Source organism: Siculibacillus lacustris (genome assembly GCF_004328075.1).
GTDB classification, from domain to species: Bacteria; Pseudomonadota; Alphaproteobacteria; order Rhizobiales; family Ancalomicrobiaceae; genus Siculibacillus; species Siculibacillus lacustris.
Window position 1 is genome coordinate 22,402 of the sequence record NZ_SJFN01000014.1, and the last position, 17,315, is coordinate 39,716.

The 17,315-nt window shown below is 70.1% G+C and carries 18 protein-coding genes; 12 read left to right on the forward strand and 6 right to left on the reverse strand.

The annotated features are described in order from the left end of the window. Window positions 1-2: 2 nt before the first annotated feature. The 8 genes from EYW49_RS10815 (at window position 3) to EYW49_RS10850 (ending at window position 6,746) form a co-directional block, all read left to right on the forward strand. Window positions 3-1,127: a carbon-phosphorus lyase complex subunit PhnI gene (locus EYW49_RS10815; RefSeq protein ID WP_131309475.1), complete on the forward strand. Its 1,125-nt coding sequence runs from the start codon at window positions 3-5 to the stop codon at window positions 1,125-1,127. Beyond that, window positions 1,124-2,023: an alpha-D-ribose 1-methylphosphonate 5-phosphate C-P-lyase PhnJ gene (locus EYW49_RS10820; protein WP_131309477.1), complete on the forward strand. Its 900-nt coding sequence runs from the start codon at window positions 1,124-1,126 to the stop codon at window positions 2,021-2,023. The genes EYW49_RS10815 and EYW49_RS10820 overlap by 4 nt, the downstream gene beginning before the upstream one ends. Continuing rightward, entirely contained in the window at window positions 2,020-2,805 is a 786-nt protein-coding gene (phnK, locus tag EYW49_RS10825) for a phosphonate C-P lyase system protein PhnK (protein ID WP_131309479.1), read from the forward strand. The genes EYW49_RS10820 and phnK overlap by 4 nt, the downstream gene beginning before the upstream one ends. A 22-nt stretch (window positions 2,806-2,827) precedes the next feature. Next, window positions 2,828-3,547, forward strand: coding sequence for a phosphonate C-P lyase system protein PhnL (gene phnL, locus EYW49_RS10830; protein WP_228259571.1), 720 nt, complete (start codon window positions 2,828-2,830; stop codon window positions 3,545-3,547). 62 nt (window positions 3,548-3,609) lie between these two features. After that, window positions 3,610-4,797 carry an alpha-D-ribose 1-methylphosphonate 5-triphosphate diphosphatase gene (locus EYW49_RS10835; protein WP_131309483.1) on the forward strand — a complete coding sequence of 396 codons (1,188 nt, stop codon included), beginning with the start codon at window positions 3,610-3,612 and terminating at the stop codon, window positions 4,795-4,797. A gap of 10 nt (window positions 4,798-4,807) precedes the next feature. Beyond that, window positions 4,808-5,401 (forward strand): phosphonate metabolism protein/1,5-bisphosphokinase (PRPP-forming) PhnN, encoded by a 594-nt coding sequence (gene phnN / locus EYW49_RS10840; RefSeq protein WP_131309485.1) that lies wholly within the window; start codon window positions 4,808-4,810, stop codon window positions 5,399-5,401. After that, complete coding sequence (locus tag EYW49_RS10845) at window positions 5,398-6,135, forward strand: DUF1045 domain-containing protein (RefSeq protein WP_131309487.1); 738 nt, start codon at window positions 5,398-5,400, stop codon at window positions 6,133-6,135. The genes phnN and EYW49_RS10845 overlap by 4 nt, the downstream gene beginning before the upstream one ends. Then, window positions 6,132-6,746 (forward strand): LbetaH domain-containing protein, encoded by a 615-nt coding sequence (locus tag EYW49_RS10850; protein ID WP_131309489.1) that lies wholly within the window; start codon window positions 6,132-6,134, stop codon window positions 6,744-6,746. The genes EYW49_RS10845 and EYW49_RS10850 overlap by 4 nt, the downstream gene beginning before the upstream one ends. A 47-nt stretch (window positions 6,747-6,793) precedes the next feature. Here EYW49_RS10850 and EYW49_RS10855 read toward each other — a convergent pair whose 3' ends face one another. Continuing rightward, window positions 6,794-8,581 (reverse strand): DEAD/DEAH box helicase, encoded by a 1,788-nt coding sequence (locus EYW49_RS10855; protein ID WP_131309491.1) that lies wholly within the window; start codon window positions 8,579-8,581, stop codon window positions 6,794-6,796. A gap of 313 nt (window positions 8,582-8,894) precedes the next feature. On the opposite strand from EYW49_RS10855, the gene EYW49_RS10860 reads away from it, so the two are divergent. Then, window positions 8,895-10,112 carry a 6-phosphofructokinase gene (locus tag EYW49_RS10860; protein ID WP_131309493.1) on the forward strand — a complete coding sequence of 406 codons (1,218 nt, stop codon included), beginning with the start codon at window positions 8,895-8,897 and terminating at the stop codon, window positions 10,110-10,112. A gap of 75 nt (window positions 10,113-10,187) precedes the next feature. Here EYW49_RS10860 and EYW49_RS10865 read toward each other — a convergent pair whose 3' ends face one another. Continuing rightward, window positions 10,188-10,820, reverse strand: a complete 633-nt coding sequence (locus EYW49_RS10865) for a cysteine hydrolase family protein (protein ID WP_131309495.1) — start codon at window positions 10,818-10,820, stop codon at window positions 10,188-10,190. 74 nt (window positions 10,821-10,894) lie between these two features. Further along, window positions 10,895-11,302 (reverse strand): rhodanese-like domain-containing protein, encoded by a 408-nt coding sequence (locus EYW49_RS10870; protein WP_131309497.1) that lies wholly within the window; start codon window positions 11,300-11,302, stop codon window positions 10,895-10,897. Window positions 11,303-11,676: 374 nt separating this feature from the next. Between EYW49_RS10870 and EYW49_RS10875 the strand changes: the two genes are divergently transcribed. The 3 genes from EYW49_RS10875 to EYW49_RS10885 all read left to right on the forward strand — a co-directional run bounded on the left by EYW49_RS10875 (window position 11,677) and on the right by EYW49_RS10885 (window position 14,644). Then, complete coding sequence (locus EYW49_RS10875; protein ID WP_131309499.1) at window positions 11,677-11,883, forward strand: hypothetical protein; 207 nt, start codon at window positions 11,677-11,679, stop codon at window positions 11,881-11,883. Window positions 11,884-12,162: 279 nt separating this feature from the next. Continuing rightward, window positions 12,163-12,843 (forward strand): hypothetical protein, encoded by a 681-nt coding sequence (locus EYW49_RS10880; protein WP_131309501.1) that lies wholly within the window; start codon window positions 12,163-12,165, stop codon window positions 12,841-12,843. A 7-nt stretch (window positions 12,844-12,850) separates the two neighbouring features. Next, window positions 12,851-14,644 (forward strand): rhomboid family intramembrane serine protease, encoded by a 1,794-nt coding sequence (locus tag EYW49_RS10885; RefSeq protein WP_131309503.1) that lies wholly within the window; start codon window positions 12,851-12,853, stop codon window positions 14,642-14,644. 132 nt (window positions 14,645-14,776) lie between these two features. On the opposite strand, the gene EYW49_RS10890 is transcribed toward EYW49_RS10885, so the two are convergent. The 3 genes from EYW49_RS10890 to EYW49_RS10900 are packed head-to-tail and all read right to left on the reverse strand — an operon-like array spanning window position 14,777 to window position 17,309. Beyond that, window positions 14,777-15,364, reverse strand: coding sequence for a chemotaxis protein CheD (locus EYW49_RS10890; RefSeq protein WP_131309505.1), 588 nt, complete (start codon window positions 15,362-15,364; stop codon window positions 14,777-14,779). Further along, entirely contained in the window at window positions 15,361-16,455 is a 1,095-nt protein-coding gene (locus EYW49_RS10895) for a protein-glutamate methylesterase/protein-glutamine glutaminase (protein WP_131309507.1), read from the reverse strand. Before EYW49_RS10895 ends, EYW49_RS10890 begins: the two co-directional genes overlap by 4 nt. Further along, a complete protein-coding gene (locus EYW49_RS10900) occupies window positions 16,452-17,309 on the reverse strand; it encodes a CheR family methyltransferase (RefSeq protein WP_228259572.1) in 858 nt (285 codons plus the stop codon). Before EYW49_RS10900 ends, EYW49_RS10895 begins: the two co-directional genes overlap by 4 nt. Between the last annotated feature and the right edge of the window lie 6 nt (window positions 17,310-17,315).

Here is a 17,315-nt window from a genome sequence, read left to right on the forward strand (position 1 = left end):
CCATGTATGTCGCGGTGAAGGGTGGCGAGGCCGCCATCGACAATGCCCATGCCTGGCTCGCCGATCGCCGCCGCGGCGACCGCGCCGTGGCCGAAATCGCCCCCGACCAGATCCGCGAACAGCTGACGCTGGCGGTCGACCGGGTGATGAACGAGGGTTCGCTCTACGACCGCGATCTCGCGGCGCTGGCGATCAAACAATCCCGCGGCGATCTGATCGAAGCGGCCTTCCTGGTCCGCGCCTATCGCACCACGCTGCCGCGCTTCGGCGCCACCGAACCGCTCGACACCGGGGCGATGGCCGTCGCCCGCCGCATCTCGGCGACCTACAAGGATCTGCCCGGTGGCCAGATCCTCGGGCCGACCTTCGATTACACCCATCGCCTGATCGACTTCGCGCTCGCCGCCGACGGCGAGCCGCCGCGCGCCCCGACCGCCCCCGCCGACGCGGCCGCGATGCCACGGGTCACCGACCTCCTCGCCGGCGAGGGCCTGCTCGAGGCCGATTCCCCGTACGACCCCGAGGCGCCGGTCGGCGATCTCACCCGCGAGCCGGTGACCTACCCCGCCGCCCGCGACCTGCGCCTGCAGCAACTGGCGCGCGGCGACGAAGGTTTCCTGCTGGCGTTGGCCTATTCCAGCCAGCGCGGCTTCGGCTCGACCCATCCCTTCGCCGGCGAGATCCGCATGGGCGAGGTCGAGTTGGAGTTCGATTGCGCCGATCTCGGCTTCGCCGTGCCGCTCGGGTCGATCACCGTCACCGAATGCCAGATGGTCAATCAGTTCGCCGGCTCGGCCGACGCCGCCCCGGCCTTCACCCGCGGCTACGGCCTCGCCTTCGGCCACGCCGAGCGCAAGGTCATGGCCATGGCCCTGGTCGACCGGGCGCTCAGAACGCAGGAACTCGGCGGCGAGGTGGTCGCCCCGGTCCAGGATCAGGAATTCGTCCTGTCCCACGCCGACAACATCCAGGCGACCGGCTTCGTCGAGCACCTGAAGCTGCCTCATTACGTCGATTTCCAGGCCGAGCTCGGGCTCGTCCGCAAGCTGCGCGCCGAATGGACCGCCCGCCGCGAGGCCCGCGACGCCGCCGCCGACACCCTCGCCGACCGGGAGGCCGCCGAATGACCGCATCCACCGCCACCGCCGCCGGCGGCTATGCCTTCGCCTATCTCGACGACCAGACCAAGCGGATGATCCGCCGGGCGATCCTCAAGGCGATCGCCATCCCCGGCCATCAGGTGCCCTTCGCCGCCCGCGACATGCCCATGCCCTACGGCTGGGGCACCGGCGGCATCCAGGTCACCGCGGCGATCCTCGGTCCCGCCGACGTCCTCAAGGTCATCGACCAGGGCGCCGACGACACCACCAATGCCGTGTCGATCCGCAAGTTCTTCAAGACCACCGCCAACGTCGCGGTGACCACCCGCACGACCGAAGCGACCGTCATCCAGACCCGCCACCGCATCCCCGAGACGCCGCTCGGGCCCGGGCAGATCCTGGTCTATCAGGTGCCGATCCCCGAGCCCTTGCGCTTCCTCGAGCCGCGCGAGACCGAGACCCGGGTGATGCATGCGCTCGCCGACTACGGCCTGATGCACGTCAAACTCTACGAGGACATCGCCACCCACGGCCGCATCGCCAAGACCTATGCCTATCCGGTCAAGGTCGAGGGTCGCTACGTGATGGATCCCTCGCCGACCCCGAAGTTCGACAATCCCAAGATGCACCTCTCCCCGGCCCTGCAGCTGTTCGGCGCCGGCCGCGAGAAGCGCATCTATGCGCTGCCGCCCTTCACCCACGTCGTCAGCCTCGACTTCGAGGATCATCCCTTCGAGCCGACCCGCTTCGACGCGCCCTGCGCGCTGTGCGGCGCGACCGGCGTCTATCTCGACGAGGTGGTGACCGACGACGCCGGCGGGCGGATGTTCGTCTGCTCCGACACCGACCATTGCGAAACCCGCCGTGCCGAGGGCCATCACGGCACCGAGTGGGCCGGCGAAGCGACGGAGGCGACCGCGTGACCGACACCCTCTCCACGCCGCTGCTCTCGGCGGAAAACCTCGGCCGCGACTACGGCGCCCGCATCGGCTGTCGCGACGTCGCCTTCGACCTCTTCGAGGGCGAAGTCCTGGCGATCGTCGGCGAATCCGGCTCGGGCAAGTCGACGCTGCTCAACCTGCTGTCGGGGCAACTGGCGCCGACCGCCGGCCGCGTCGCCTATCGCATGCGCGACGGCGCCACCCGCGATCTCGGCAGCCTCTCGGAAGCCGAGCGTCGCTTCCTGTTCCGCACCGACTGGGGCTTCGTCCACCAGGACGCCACCCGCGGGTTGCGCATGGGCGTCTCGGCCGGCGGCAACGTCGGCGAGCGGCTGATGGCGGTCGGCGAGCGCCACTACGGCCGCATCCGCGCCGCCGCCGAGGATTGGCTCGGCCGCGTCGAGATCGACACCACCCGCATCGACGAAAAGCCGACGGCCTATTCCGGCGGCATGCGCCAGCGCCTGCAGATCGCCCGCAATCTGGTCACCGCGCCGCGTCTGGTGTTCATGGACGAGCCGACCGGCGGTCTCGACGTCTCGGTCCAGGCGCGCCTGCTCGATCTGGTGCGCGGGCTGGTCGCCGATCTCGGTCTGGCGGTGATCGTCGTCACCCACGACCTCGCCGTCGCAAGGCTGTTGTCACACCGGACCATGGTGATGAAGGATGGCCGGGTGATCGAGCAGGGCCTGACCGACCGGGTCCTCGACGACCCGCGCGAGGCCTATACCCAGCTCCTCGTCTCCTCGATCCTGCAACCGTGAGCGGCGCCCGATGTCCGAAGCCATGACCCTGTCCGCCGAACCCGTCCTGGCGGTCCGCGACGTCGCCAAGCGCTTCGTCATGCACCTGCGCGACGGCCTGGAGATCCCGGTGGTCGACCACGTGTCCTTCGACGTCCGCGGCGGCGAATGCGTGGTGCTCGGCGGCCCCTCGGGCGCCGGCAAGTCGTCGATCCTCAAGATGGTGTTCGGCAATTACGGCGTCGACCGCGGCGCGATCCGCATCGGCGGCCCCGCCGGCGTCGTCGACGTCGCCACCGCCACGCCGCGCGAGATCCTGGCGCTCAGGCGCTCGACCATCGGCTACGTCAGCCAGTTCCTGCGCGCCGTGCCGCGCGTCGCGACCATCGACGTGGTGATGGAGCCGGCGCTGGCCCAGGGCGACGACGCGGCGACGGCGCGGGCCCGCGCCGGCGATCTCCTCACCCGTCTGCACGTGCCGGAACGGCTGTGGGGCCTCGCGCCGGCCACCTTCTCCGGCGGCGAACAGCAGCGCGTCAACATCGCCCGCGGGCTGGTGGCGCGCCGCGCCCTGCTGCTCCTCGACGAGCCCACCGCCTCGCTCGACGCCGCCAATCGCGCCGCCGTGGTCGAGTTGATCGAGGCCGAAAAGGCCGCCGGCGTGGCGCTGCTCGGCATCTTCCACGACACCGACGTGCGCGACCGCGTCGCCACCCGCATCGTCGACGTCACCACCTTCGCCGCCGGACGGATCGCCGCATGACCGAATCGACCGACCCCCGCGACTTCGCCGACACCGCCGCCACCGGAGACCATCGAAGCCCCATGACCGACCCCCGTCCCAGCCCGCACCCCGCCCCGCCCGAGGCGACCGGCAGCCTCGCCGTCGCCTCGCGCCGCATCGTGCTCGCGGACCGCATCGTCCCCGGCACGGTGGTGATCGAGGACGGCCTGATCGTGGCGATCGAAGAGGATCGGATGCGGCCGGAGGCCCTCGACTGGGGCGACGATCTGGTCATCCCCGGCCTCGTCGAGCTCCACACCGACCACCTCGAGCCGCATTATTCGCCGCGCCCCAAGGTGTTCTGGGACCCCTTCTCGGCGGTCTTCGCCTATGACGCCCAGATCGCCGGCGCCGGCATCACCACCGTCTTCGACAGTTTGCGCGCCGGCTCCGACGGCGACCGCCATTCGCTCGGCTCCGGCCTGTTCAAACTCGGCGAGGCGATCGACCGCGCCCGCTCCAGCGGCTTCCTGCGCGTCGACCACCACACCCATCTGCGCTGCGAGATCTGCTCCCACGACGTCGTCGAGCACGCCCGCGACTATGTCGCGCGCTTCGACGTGCGCCTCCTGTCGCTGATGGACCACACCCCCGGCCAGCGCCAGTTCCGCGACGTCGAGAAGCTCAAGGACTATTATCGCGGCAAGAAGAGCCTGAAGAACGAGGAGCAGCTCGAGGCCTATTTCGAGAGCCGCCGCGAGTTGCACCGCGCCCACGCCGTCGAGTTCCGCCGCGCCCTGGTCGATCTCGCCCATGAACACGCCATCGCCATGGCCAGCCACGACGACACCACCGTCGAGCACGTGCTGGAGTCGGTCGCCGATCGGGTCGCCGTCGCCGAGTTCCCGACCACCGTCGAGGCCGCCCGCGCCTCCCACGCCCGCGGCCTCGCGGTGCTGATGGGCGCCCCCAACGTGGTGCGCGGCGGGTCGCATTCCGGCAACGTCTCGGCGATCGATCTCGCCGAGGCCGGCGTCCTCGACATCCTGTCCTCCGACTACGTGCCGATCAGCCTGATCGAAGGCGCCTTCGCCCTTGCGCCGATCGCCGCGGTCGGCGGGCTCGCCGGCGCCATCCGCACCGTTTCGAAGAACCCGGCCGAAGCCACCGGCATGACCGATCGCGGCGAGATCGTCGTCGGCCGCCGCGGCGACGTGGTCCGCGTCGCCGAATTCGATGGCCATCCGGTGGTGCGCGAGGTCTACCGCCTCGGCCGCCGCGTGTCGTGAGGAGCCGATCATGCCCGCGAACGACCGTTGCGATGACCCCGCCCCCGGCCGCCTGGTGCTGGTGGTCGGCCCGTCGGGGGCCGGCAAGGACACGCTGATCGACGCGGCGCGGCGCGAGCTCGCCGGCGATCCGCGCTTCGCCTTCCCGCGCCGGGTGGTGACCCGGCCGCCGAGCCCGGCCGAAGACAACGACACCGTCGATGCCGAGGCCTTCGCCGCCGCGCAGGAACGCGGCGCCTTCGCCCTCGCCTGGACCGCCCATGGCCACGCCTACGGCATCCCCGCGGCGATCGACGCCGATCTCGCCCGCGGCGCCACCGTGGTGGTCAACGTCTCGCGCACCGTGGTCGCCGCGGCACGCGCCCGTTGGCACCGCGTCGCGGTGGTCGAGGTGACGGCGCCGACCGAGATCCTCGCTGCCCGCATCGCCGCCCGCGCCCGCGGCTCGGACGCCGCCGGTGCCGAACGCCTGACCCGGCGCCTGCCCAACGACGCCGGCCTCGTCCCCGACCATCGCGTCGACAACGCCGGTCCGCTCGACGAGGCGGTCGCCGCTTTTCTCGCCGCCCTCGGCAGCGGCACCGAAGGAGCCCCCCGGCCATGACCGCGATGCCGCGCCCGCGCCATGCGATCTATTTCGCGCCGCCCTCGGACGGTCCGCTGTGGTCCCTCGCCTCGGCGATCATCGGCTGGGACGCCGCCGCGGCCCGCGCCCTGCCCTTCCCCGATTCCGAACCGTGCAATGCCGCGGATTGGCCGGCGCTGACCGCCGAGCCGCGCCGCTACGGCTTCCACGCCACGCTGAAGGCGCCGTTCGAACTCGACGCGGCCGCCGACGAAGCGATGCTGATCGCCGCCGCCCGCGCCTTCGCCGCCACTCGCCGGCCCTTCGATCTGCCGCAGCCGACCGTCGCCACCCTCGGGTCCTTCGTCGCCGTCCAGCCGGGGGCGGCGAGCGCCGAACTCGCGTCCCTCGCCGCCGACGCCGTCGTCGCCTTCGAACCGTTCCGCGCGCCGCTCGCCCCCGCCGACCTCGCCCGTCGGCTCGCCGCCAACCTCACCGAGCGCCAGGCCGCGGCGGTGCACCGCTGGGGCTATCCCTACGTGTTCGAGGACTTCCGCTTCCACATGACGCTGACCGGACCGCTGCCGGCCGAGCGCCGCGAGAGCGTGCGCGCGGCGCTCGCCGAGCTCCTCGGCGACACCATTCGACCACTCACGATCGATGCGCTGGCGATCTTCCGTCAGGACGACCGCGACGGCCCGTTCCACATCGTCGAACGTTGCCCCTTCGGCGCCCGAGCGCCGGATTTCCCTCACGCAGGCCTCACCCGATGACCAAGCTCTCCGAGACCCCGACCATCGATCCGACCGCCACGGTGCGCGCCAGCCGCCTCGGCCGCTACACCGAGGTCGGCGCCCGTACCTCGGTGGTCGAGACCGAGATGGGCGACTATTCCTACGTCGTCCAGGACGCCCAGATCATCTACACGACCGTCGGCAAGTTCTGCTCGATCGCCGCGCACACCCGGATCAATCCCGGCAATCATCCGATGGAGCGCATCACCCAGGCCCATTTCACCTATCGCGCCTCGGCCTATTTCGACGGCGAATCCGACGACGACGCCTTCTTCGATTGGCGCCGCGATCATGCGGTGACCATCGGCCACGACGTGTGGATCGGCCACGGGGCGATCGTGCTGGCCGGCCGGGCGATCGGCACCGGCGCGGTGGTCGCCGGCGGCGCGGTGGTCACCAAGGACGTCGCGCCCTACACCATCGTCGCCGGCAATCCGGCCCGGCCGATCCGCCGCCGCTTCGACGAGGCGACCGCCGCGCGCATCGAACGGCTCGCGTGGTGGGACTGGGACCACGCCACCTTGCGCGCCCGCCTGCCCGACTTCCGGTCGCTCGGCGTTCCGGCCTTCCTGGACAAATACGGCGCCTGACCGGGAGAGCCCGGTCGGCGCCGTGATGTCGTTTCGTGTGCGGTCGCTCAGCCGCGATCGCGCCGCCGCGGCGGCCGCGCCGGCTTCTCGCCGCCCGGCCGCGGACCGCGGGATTCGCCGCCGGCCGGCCGCGGACCCCGGGACTCGCCGGCGCCCTCCGGTCGCGGCCCACGCGGGCCCCGGCGCGGCGCGGGTGCCCCTTCTGGCGCACCGTCGGCGGGGATGATCTGGATGTTCTCGTCGTCCGGCTTGCGCGCATTGGCCCAGAAGGTCGCCGCCGCGCCCGCCGACACTTCGAACCGCGTCTCCTGATCGAAGATGCGGATGCTGCCGATGTCGCCGCGATCGATGCCGCCGCGCCGACACAGCATCGGCAGCACCCACTTGGGATCGGCGTTCTGGCGCCGGCCGACGTCGGCGCGGAACCACACGCCGGTGCCGCCGCCGCCATGGCCGCCGTGGCTCGGACGATCGGCGGCGATCGGATCGAACTCGCGCCGGCGCTCGCGCCGGCCCTCGTCGGAACCCGGATCGGTGACCTCTTCGGCCGGCGGCAGACGCATCCGCCAGATCCGCGCCAGGGCGCCGGCGATCTCCTCGGGGCTGCGTTCGGCGACCAGCAGGCGCGCCAATTCGTGATCTTCCTCGTCGACCGGCTCGGTGACGATCGGATCGGCGAGGAAGCGCAGGCGGTCGAGATCGCGGATTTCTTCGACGGTCGGCGGGCCCGACCATTCCGGCTTCAGCCCGGCGTCCATCAACAGCCGCTCGGCGCGGCGCCGGCGCGGATGCGGCACCAGGAGGCAGCTGACGCCCTTGCGCCCGGCCCGGCCGGTGCGGCCCGAGCGGTGCTGGAACACTTCGCGGTCGTGCGGCAGTTCGGCGTGGATCACCAGATCGAGATTGGGCAGATCGATGCCGCGCGCCGCCACGTCGGTCGCCACGCACACCCGGGCGCGCCCGTCGCGCAGCGCCTGGAGCGCCTGATTGCGTTCGTGCTGGCCGAGCTCGCCCGACAGCGCCACCACCGCGAAGCCGCGCTCCTGCAGCGTCGCCTGGAGATGGCGCACCGCCTCGCGGGTGTTGGCGAACACCAGGGTCGCCGGTGACTCGTGGAAACGCAGCAGGTTGACCACCGCCGATTCCACTTCCTTGGCCGAGACCCGGATCGCCCGATGCTCGATGTCGGCGTGGCCGCGTTCGCCACCGGCCACCGCGATGCGCAGCGCGTCGCGCTGATAGCGCGAGGCCAGCGTCACGATCGCCTTGGGCAGGGTCGCCGAGAACAGCAGCGTGCGCCGCTCGACCGGCGTGGCGTCGAGGATGAATTCGAGATCCTCGCGGAAGCCCAGGTCGAGCATCTCGTCGGCCTCGTCGAGCACCACCGCGCGCAGCTGCGAGGCGTCGAGCCCGTGCCGCTCGAGATGGTCGCGCAACCGGCCGGGCGTGCCGACCACGATATGGGCGCCCGCCGCCAGCTTGCGCCGTTCGGCACGCGGGTCCATGCCGCCGACGCAGGAGACGATGCGCGCCCCGGCGCCCTCCCACAGCCAAGCGAGCTCGCGCTCGACCTGCAGGGCGAGTTCGCGGGTCGGGGCGACCACCAGCGCCAGGGGCGCGGTCGCCTCTGGCAGCATCTCGGCGCCGCCGAGCAGGGTCGAAGCGATCGCCAGCCCGTAGGCGACGGTCTTGCCCGAACCGGTCTGGGCCGAGACGAGGAGATCGCGTTCATGCGCGACCGCCTCGAGCACCGCCGCCTGGACGGGAGTCGGTTCGTCGTAGTTGCGCGCGACGAGCGCGCGATCGAGCGCCGGGCTCGCGGAAGGAAAGGCCAAGGGATGAATGTCCTGATGATCCGGGGCGCGCGTCCCGATCGGATGTCCGACGGCGCTCGCGCGGGAGGTTCCCTGCCTATACCGCGTCCGGGCCCGAGGGTCGAGGGGGGAAGCCGCGACGCCGTCCGCGGTGCGGGGCTTCCCGGCCCAGTCGCTCGACCGAAGCCGTGCTGCACTGCAATTACGGCATCGCTCTACGACCACCGTCGTAGGACATCGCCATGGCCGGACAGCAGGAATTCATGTTAGTTCCAAGGGGTGCCGCCGATCGTGCCGCGGTCGGTCCGGGTCCTCGCAAGAGAGAGACGTTCCCATGTCCGTCACCAAGATTCTCGTCGCCCAGGGTGGCGGCCCCACCGCCGTCATCAATCAATCGATCGTCGGCGCGGTCCTCGAGGCCCGCAAGTTCCGCAACGTCGATCTGGTCTACGGCGCCTATCACGGGGTGCGCGGCATCGTCGACGAGGACTTTCTCGATCTGACCCAGGAGACCAGCCACAACCTGGAGATGGTCGGCAACACGCCGTCGTCCGGCCTCGGCTCGACCCGCGACAAGCCCGACCTGAAATATTGCCAGGAGATCTTCAAGGTCCTGAAGGCCCACGAGATCGGCCACTTCTACTACGTCGGCGGCAACGACTCGTCGGATACGGTGCGGATCGTCTCGGAAGAGGCCAAGAAGGCCAATTACGACCTGCGCTGCATCCACATCCCCAAGACGATCGACAACGATCTGACCGTCAACGACCACACCCCCGGCTTCCCCTCGGCGGCGCGCTTCGTCGCCCAGGCCTTCATGGGCGTCAATCTCGACAATGCGGCGCTCCCCGGCGTCTACATCGCCGTGGTGATGGGGCGTCACGCCGGCTTCCTGACCGCCGCCTCGGCGCTCGGCAAGAAGTTCCCCGACGACGGCCCGCACCTGATCTACATCCCGGAACGGGTGTTCGTGCTCGACAAGTTCCTCGCCGACGTCAAGTCGACCTACGAGAAGTACGGCCGCTGCGTCGTCGCCGTCTCCGAAGGCATCCACGACGAGAAGGGCGTGCCGATCATCACCAAGCTCGCCGCCGAGATCGAACGCGACGCCCACGGCAACGTTCAGCTCTCGGGCACCGGCGCGCTCGCCGATCTGCTCTGCGAAGAGATCAAGACCAAGCTCAAGATCTCCCGCGTGCGCGGCGACACCTTCGGCTACCTGCAGCGCTCGTTCATCGGCTGCGTCTCCGACGTCGACCAGCGCGAGGCCCGCGAAGTCGGCGAGAAGGCGGTGCAATACGCCATGTGGGACAAGACCGACGGATCGGTGACCATCCACCGCACCGGCTTCTATTCGGTCGACTACCAGCTGACCCCGCTGCTCGAGGTCGCCGGCAAGACCCGCCACATGCCCGACGAGTTCATCGCCGCGTCCGGCAACGACGTCACCGACGCCTTCCGCCTCTATCTGCGGCCGCTGCTCGGCTCGCGCATGCCCGATGCCTACCGCCTGCGCCTCAACCGCGTGCCGAAGATCCTCAATCCCGACTGAGCGCGGGCGCCCCCGTCGAACGCCCCTCGATCGGCGCGGAGCCCGGCTCCGCGCCGTCGTCGTATCCAGGGCCCGTCAGTCGATCTGGCCGACGCTGGTCAACTTGACCTTGCCGGCCATGCGCGGCGCATTGGTCAGGTGCCAGGCGGTATATTGCTCGGGATAGGGCGTCTCCGAGGCCATCGCGTCGACCGGCACCACCACATCGAAGCCGCGGAACACCGACCCCGCCGCGGTGTGCAACACCGCCCCGTGGGCCGCCGCGCCGATCGTCACCACGGTCTTGATGCCCTTGTCCTTCAAGGTCTTCTCGAGCGTCGTGTCGACGTATTTGTCGGGACCCGAGACGAACAGCGGCTCGTCGCCGAGCATCGCCGCCTCGGGCAGGATGTCGGCCGGCTTGGCGGTGCCCGCCAGCGTGTAGACCACGAACACCCCCTTGGCGCGGGCGAGCTTCAAGAGCGACGCGACTCCGGGCAGCATGGCGATGCAGCGCGGCCGCTGTTGCGCGTTGCAGGTCTGTTTGGAGATGTCGAGGACCAGGAGCGCCGTGGTCGCCGGATCGAGCGTCACCCGCGACAGTACCGGCGCCGGAGGGACGGCGATCTTCGCCCAATCGTCGACGATGGTCTCGGCCGAGAGCGGGCCGGCGGCGAAGGCGAGGCCTGCGAATGCCGCGAGGCGCAGCCGCGCGAACCTGGATGTCATTGCGTTTCTCCCCCTTGGACGCCGGTCGTGGTTTGCGCCGCGGCGGCCGGCGGCGCCTCGGTTCGTTGGTGTCGTCACGGCTCCCCGACCAGCGCGCCGCCATGGGCGGTCCAGTCGTTGAGGCTGCCGGAATAGTCGACGACGTCGGTACGGCCGATGGTGGCCAGCGCCGAGATCGCCCGCGCCGAGCGCGCGCCCGAGCGGCACATCACCACCACCGTCTTGTCGCCGGGGGCCGGCACCGCCGCCGGCTTGAACGCCGAGAGCGGCATGTTGACCGCCCCGGGCACATGACCGGTGCGGAATTCTTCCGGCTCGCGCACGTCGATCAGCACGATCCGCCCCGCCGCCAGCCCGGCGCCGACCGCCTCGTAGGTGGTCCGTTCGGCCGCCGCCGTTCGCTGCGGCACGCCGAGCCCGGCGATCACCGCCAACGTCACCGCGACCGCGAAGCCCCGGCCGCCCGTTCGATGCCCCGTCATGGCCTTCACCTCCGCTCGTGTCGCGCGCTTTGCCGCATCCTCGGCCCGCGAGGGAACATAGGGCGGCCCCGGGCGTTGTCGCTTCGAGCCGCGAGCTTGGCTCGAGAACGCCCGCTGGTCACCTGCCCCGCCGTCTCTGCGGCATCACGACCCGGTGAATTGTGCAAAGCAGCATTGACATTGCAGTGCAGCATTGTCAGAAATATCTCAGGCATCCGCTCGAGGTCCGTACCTCGGCACCGGCCTGCGCGCGCCGCATCGGGTCCCGAGGGACCCGCCGCACCCGACCGGCCCGCGCCCTGCGACCGGCCACGACCCGAACCGACGACGGTCTCCCGCCGCCTTGGGGACCGGAGGAGAGAAGGAGTTCGAGGATGCTCGGAGCCGCCGACATCGACGCCTGGACCGACGAACTGCGCGACGAGATGGTCGCCGATCTGTGCCGTGCCGGCTGGCACGACGCCGATCCCGCCACCCGTCTGCCGTCTCGGCAGGCCCGTCTGCTCGCCCGTTTCCACGACGACCAGCCCCTGACCCTGCACGAACTCGCCGACCTCAAGACCGCGCTGAAGGCGGGGTGAGGACGCGCGGCCGGACAGCGGCCTGACGCGCCGGCGGACACGTCGCCCACACGATCGAACCACCGCCCCCGCCGATCGGCCGAACCCTCCCGACGCCGGGCGAGCTGCCGCGGTTCCCGCGTGACGCCGATTGCGGCGACCTTCGCCCCCCGTCGCGACGGCAAGGCAGCCCTGCACGGAAGGCCCGGACAGAAGACAGTCTCTAGTTGTGTGCAATTCGACACATGATTACGTCGCGGCGCATTTCCAGCAAAACATATGCGCTCCGGGGATACCGCCATGGCGTTCGACCTGTGGTCCGGATCTGCGTCGATCTTCCACCGCACGTCGGTCGGTGGCTCGGCCTCCGTCCATTGGTACCGGCCGAAGAGCTACGGCTGGAGCGGGGATGCGCTGATCGCCGATGTCTTCGTCGACGACGCCGCTTACGCCGCAGCTGCCGCGGCGTCCTCGACCGGCGATCCGCTGGTGACCGAGACCTGGGGGATCACCGGGCAGGCACGGGTCGGCGACCTCGGCCCGACCGAACTGGGGACGACGGTCCAGGTTCCCTACTCGGTGGTCGGCCTCGGCAACGACACCCAGAAGGGCGGCACCGGCAACGACATCCCGCTCGGCGGTGCCGGGCGCGACACCACGGTTCATGACGTCGCCGAGAGCGCAGCGTCCTGGAGCCGCAGCGCCGACGGCAGCTTCACCGTCCTGGCCGGTACCGACGGCACCGACACACTGGTCGACGTCGAAGTCCTGTCCTTCACCGACGGCACCATCCGTCTGCCGACCGGGGGCCAGCGCATGGGCCTCCTCAGCGAGGGCAAGGACTTCGACGGCGACGGCAAGTCCGACCTGCTGTTCCGGAACACCGACGGCACGCTGGCGTCCTGGGATCTCTCGGGCACCAGCCTGATCGGCGGCGGCACCATCGGCAATCCGGGCACCGGATGGGCGGTGGTGGCGTGAGGCTGCCGTGCCGAAAGGGTCGGCGCGGTCATCCCCCGATCCCGGGGCACATTCCCTGCTCCACCAGCCCCACCCGCCGGCCTCCGTATTCGGGCTGTATTGTGGCCGCCGACAATCGATGATTTCAGTTTCGTGCGGGCCGAGACCGACCTGCAATCGAGCGTTGAACGCGCGGTGTCGCCCCCGGCCGAGCGACGCGATGACCGCTTCGGAAGGGGATGGGGTCGCCATGGCAGATGACGCAGAACAGACGCTGGCGGACAAGATCGCGCTGCGCTGTCGGCTCGAGATGGGCTATGTCCGCTGCGAGGATGCGGACGCGGCGCCGCTCGCCGCCCGTTTCGACGAGCTCCTGGTCGCCGACGACGGATTGACCCGGTCCTTCGTGGGGCTGGTGGACGGCGACCGTCATCCCGGCAAGCAGTTCACGACGTCCCTCTACGAATTGCAGCTTCTCGCCGACGACCTGCGCCGAGGGTCGCACCCGGTTCGTGTCCACGTCGTCGAAGTGGGGCCGACGGCGCTCGACGAACGGGCCGCGTCCCTCGCTCCCTTCCGGCGCGCCCATATCTTCGACCGCCGGTTTCTCTCGGCCTCCGTGGTCGAGTCGACGACGGGGCGGGTCTGGGCAAACAACAAGATCTGGCAGAGATTTCTCACCCGCGCGGTCGCCGCGGCGCCGCTCACCGAAGCGGAGATCGAGGCGCGGCGCCACGTCGCCATGCCGAGCCCGCGCCCGCCCTGGGCGACCTATGGGCTCATGGCCGTCCTCGTCGCGGTCTTCGTCGTGCAGATCTGGCTCGACCCCGCACGGCGTATCTTTACGGGCTTCGACGGCGCGACCTTGGCGGCGATGGGTGGATCCGCCCGCATGCTGGTCGTCGAGAGCGGCCAGTGGCTCCGCCTTTTGACCGCCGCCTTCCTGCACCTCAGTCTGATCCACCTCGCGTTCAACCTCATCGCCCTCTACATCGGCGGCAAGGCGCTCGAGCGGGTCGTCGGGGGGGTATGGACCCTCGCGATCTATGTGATCGGCGCGATCGGTGCCTCGTTGATTTCGATGGTCTTCAATCCGCCGAACGTCGTCGGTGTCGGCGCCTCGGGCGCGATCATGGCCGAAGCCGGAAGTCTGGTCGTCATGGCCTTCCGGTTTCCACCCGGGCCGGTGCGGAGCCGGATGATGACGGGCTCGCTCTACATGCTGGTCCCGACCCTGATGACCGGCAACCAGGCGCGTGACGGTTCGATCGTCGATTTCGCCGCGCATCTCGGCGGCGCCCTGACGGGAATCGCGTTCGCCGCCCTGATGCTCCGGTTCTGGTCGCGCGACGAACCGCTGCCGCCGATGCGCCGCGCGGCGATCGGTGTCGTGGCGGCCGCGCTCGCGGTCGTCGTGATCGGGGCGCCCAGCCTGCAGCGAGAGTACCGCGCCGTCATGCTGGTACGGGCGCTCGCGCCCAACACCATTTTACCAACGCTTCGGTTGGACGCCTACGCCGGCGGCGAGCGCTTCACGACCGAATATCCACGGGACCCACGGGGCCACATCTACGTCGGGGACTATCTCGTCGAGCAGAAGCGCTTCGCCGAGGCCGAGCGCGAAGCGCGGAAGGCTCTGGCGTTGGACGACGTCTACGCGGCCTTCGAGGCTCCCAAGGAACTCCATACGGCCGCGGAAGCCCTCCTCGTCGCCGTCCTGATCGCTCAAGGGCGAAGAGATCAGATCGCGCCATACCTCCCCGACATCTGCGGTTCGCCCAATATCGGCCCCAAGGCGCGAGCGGAAGGCCTGTGCAACTGAGCGGCGATTTGCCATGGGCCGCCGGCTCCGGCGACATCCCGGAGCCGCGTTCCGACCGACCCGATCGGCGCGACGACCGGTCGTGATCGCGAGTCGCGTCGCACCGTCCGCGCCGCGGCACGTCGGCCGTGATCAGTGGGGGTCGACCGTGAACGGCCACACCGCCATACGTCGCGCCGCGGCGGCGATCGCCGCGCGCGCCTGCACCCGACCGGCGGGCCAGGTCGACTGAACCGGTCGAACCATGACCTCGCCGGTATCGGTGTGGAGACGAATGAGCAGACCATGGACGTCGCCGGTCCGCCGGGCCACCACCGGCAGACCCAACTGGTCGAGCCGTTCCAGCGCCAGAGCGACATTGCGCGCGCCGACGCCGATACCGGGACTGGCCAGCGGCGCCAGGATCTCGGCGCCCCCGAAGACCTTGGCCTCGACCGTCTCGAGAGTCCCGCACAGGCGTTTCATCGACGCGACCAACCGAGCGATCGACACGTCGCCGTAGCGCAGACTGGTGCCGTCGCCGTCGCAGGTCGGCAGCACGAAATGGTTGATCCCGCTGATGCCGCGGCAGCGGTCGGTCAGACACACCGCCACGCAGGACCCGAGCACGGTCGACACTTCGGCCCGCCGCCTGTTGCAGTGCATCATCCCGGGCAGCAGGAAGGCACGGGCCCGCGGCCTCGCAACCGCCGCCGGATCCTCGTCGGGGGGGCCGGTCACCGGCGCCTCGCCTGCATGATCTGCATCGCCAGGAGATCGAGCGGCAGCACGCGATCGGCGGCGCCGAGGAGAATCGCCTCGCGCGGCATTCCGAACACCACCGAGGTCTCTTCGTCCTGGGCGATGGTCAGGGCGCCGGCGGTCTGCATCTCCTTCAGGCCCTGGGCACCGTCGTCCCCCATCCCGGTCATGATGATCCCGGTGGCGTTGCTGCCGGCGAAGCGCGCCGCCGAGCGGAACAGCACGTCGACCGAGGGGCGGTGGCGCGACACCAGCGGACCGTCTTCGACCGTCACGTGATAGCGCGCGCCGCTGCGGCGCAGCAGGGTGTGGCGATTGCCCGGGGCGATCAACACCCGGCCCGGCAACACCGTGTCCCCGTCGGCCGCCTCCTTGACGTCGACGCGACACAGCCCGTCGAGACGCTTGGCGAAGGCCGCGGTGAAATGTTCGGGCATGTGTTGGACGATGACGATCCCGGGACAGTCGGCCGGCAGGGCCTCGAGCACCACCCGCAGCGACTCGGTGCCGCCGGTCGAGGCGCCGATGCACACCACCGTCTCGGTGGTCCGCGCCATGGCGTCGCGACGCACCGGCGCCGCCAGCATCGCGTCGGCGGTGAGTTTCGGCCGCGCCTCGAGCCGCGACGGCGCCCCCGCGTGACCGCGGCGCGGCAGACGGCGGAGATCGGCACGTGCGGCGGCCTTGACCGCATCGCAGATCCGCACGCTCGATTCGAGCAGGAACTGTTTGGTGTCGACCCGCGGCTTCAGGATGATGTCGAGAGCGCCGGCCTCGAGCGCCTCGATCAGGGTCTGCGACCCCTCCTCGGTCAGGCTCGAACACATCACCACGGGGATCGGTCGCTGCGCCATCAGCTTGCGCAGGAAGGTGATGCCGTCCATGCGCGGCATCTCGACGTCGAGGGTGATGACGTCGGGCAGTTCCTGCTGGATGCGTTTGGCGGCGACGAAGGGATCGGCGGCGGCCCCCAACACCTCGATGTCCGGATCGGCCGAGAGGATTTCGGTCAGGGTCTGCCGGACCGATGCCGAGTCGTCGACGATCAGCACGCGGACAGGGCGGATCATGTGTCACCGAGGCGTTGAAACACCGTGGTTGCGACGGCACGCAGCGGCAGGCCGAATCCCGCCAGTGTCTCCGAATGGCCGAGGAACAGATAGCCACCCGGCCGAAGATGATCGCAGAGTTGCGACAGCACCTGCTGCTGCGTCTTCTTGTCGAAGTATATCAGAATATTGCGGCAAAAGATCACATGCATGTCGTGATCGACCGGATAAGTCCGGTCCATCAGGTTGAGCCGGCCGAACCCGACCATCGCCCGCAACTCCGGCACGATGCGGACGCGGTCGCGGGCGCCCGACTTGGCGCGCATCACGTAGCGATGGCGCAGATCGACCGGCACCGGCATGATCATGCTCTCGGGATAGATCCCGAGCGTCGCCGTTTCGATCACTTCGGTGCAGATGTCGGTCGCCAGGATCGACGTCCGCACGTCCGGATTGGCGCGAGCGATCTCGGCCGCCACCATCGCCAGCGTATAGGGCTCGGCGCCGATCGAACAGGCCGCGCTCCAGATCTTCAGCGGCGCGCGCCGCGACACCTGCTGGGCGGCGAGCAGCGCCGGGACGGCCTGCTCGGCGAGGAACTCGAAGTGGTCGGGTTCGCGGAAGAAATCGGTCTTGTTGGTCGAGACCGCGTCGATCAGACCGACCGCTTCGCTCTCGAGCCCATCCTGGTCGAAGAGATAGCGGCAGTAGTCGCCGAGCGTCGCGACCCCCAGGGCCCGCACCCGCCGACGCAGACGGCCTTCGACCATCGACTGTTTCGACACCGGCATCTTGATGCCGCTGTAGCTGTGGATGAACTCCGACAGACGCTGGAAGTCACGCGCACTCAGATGATCGAGGGATTCGAGCGTCATGGTCAT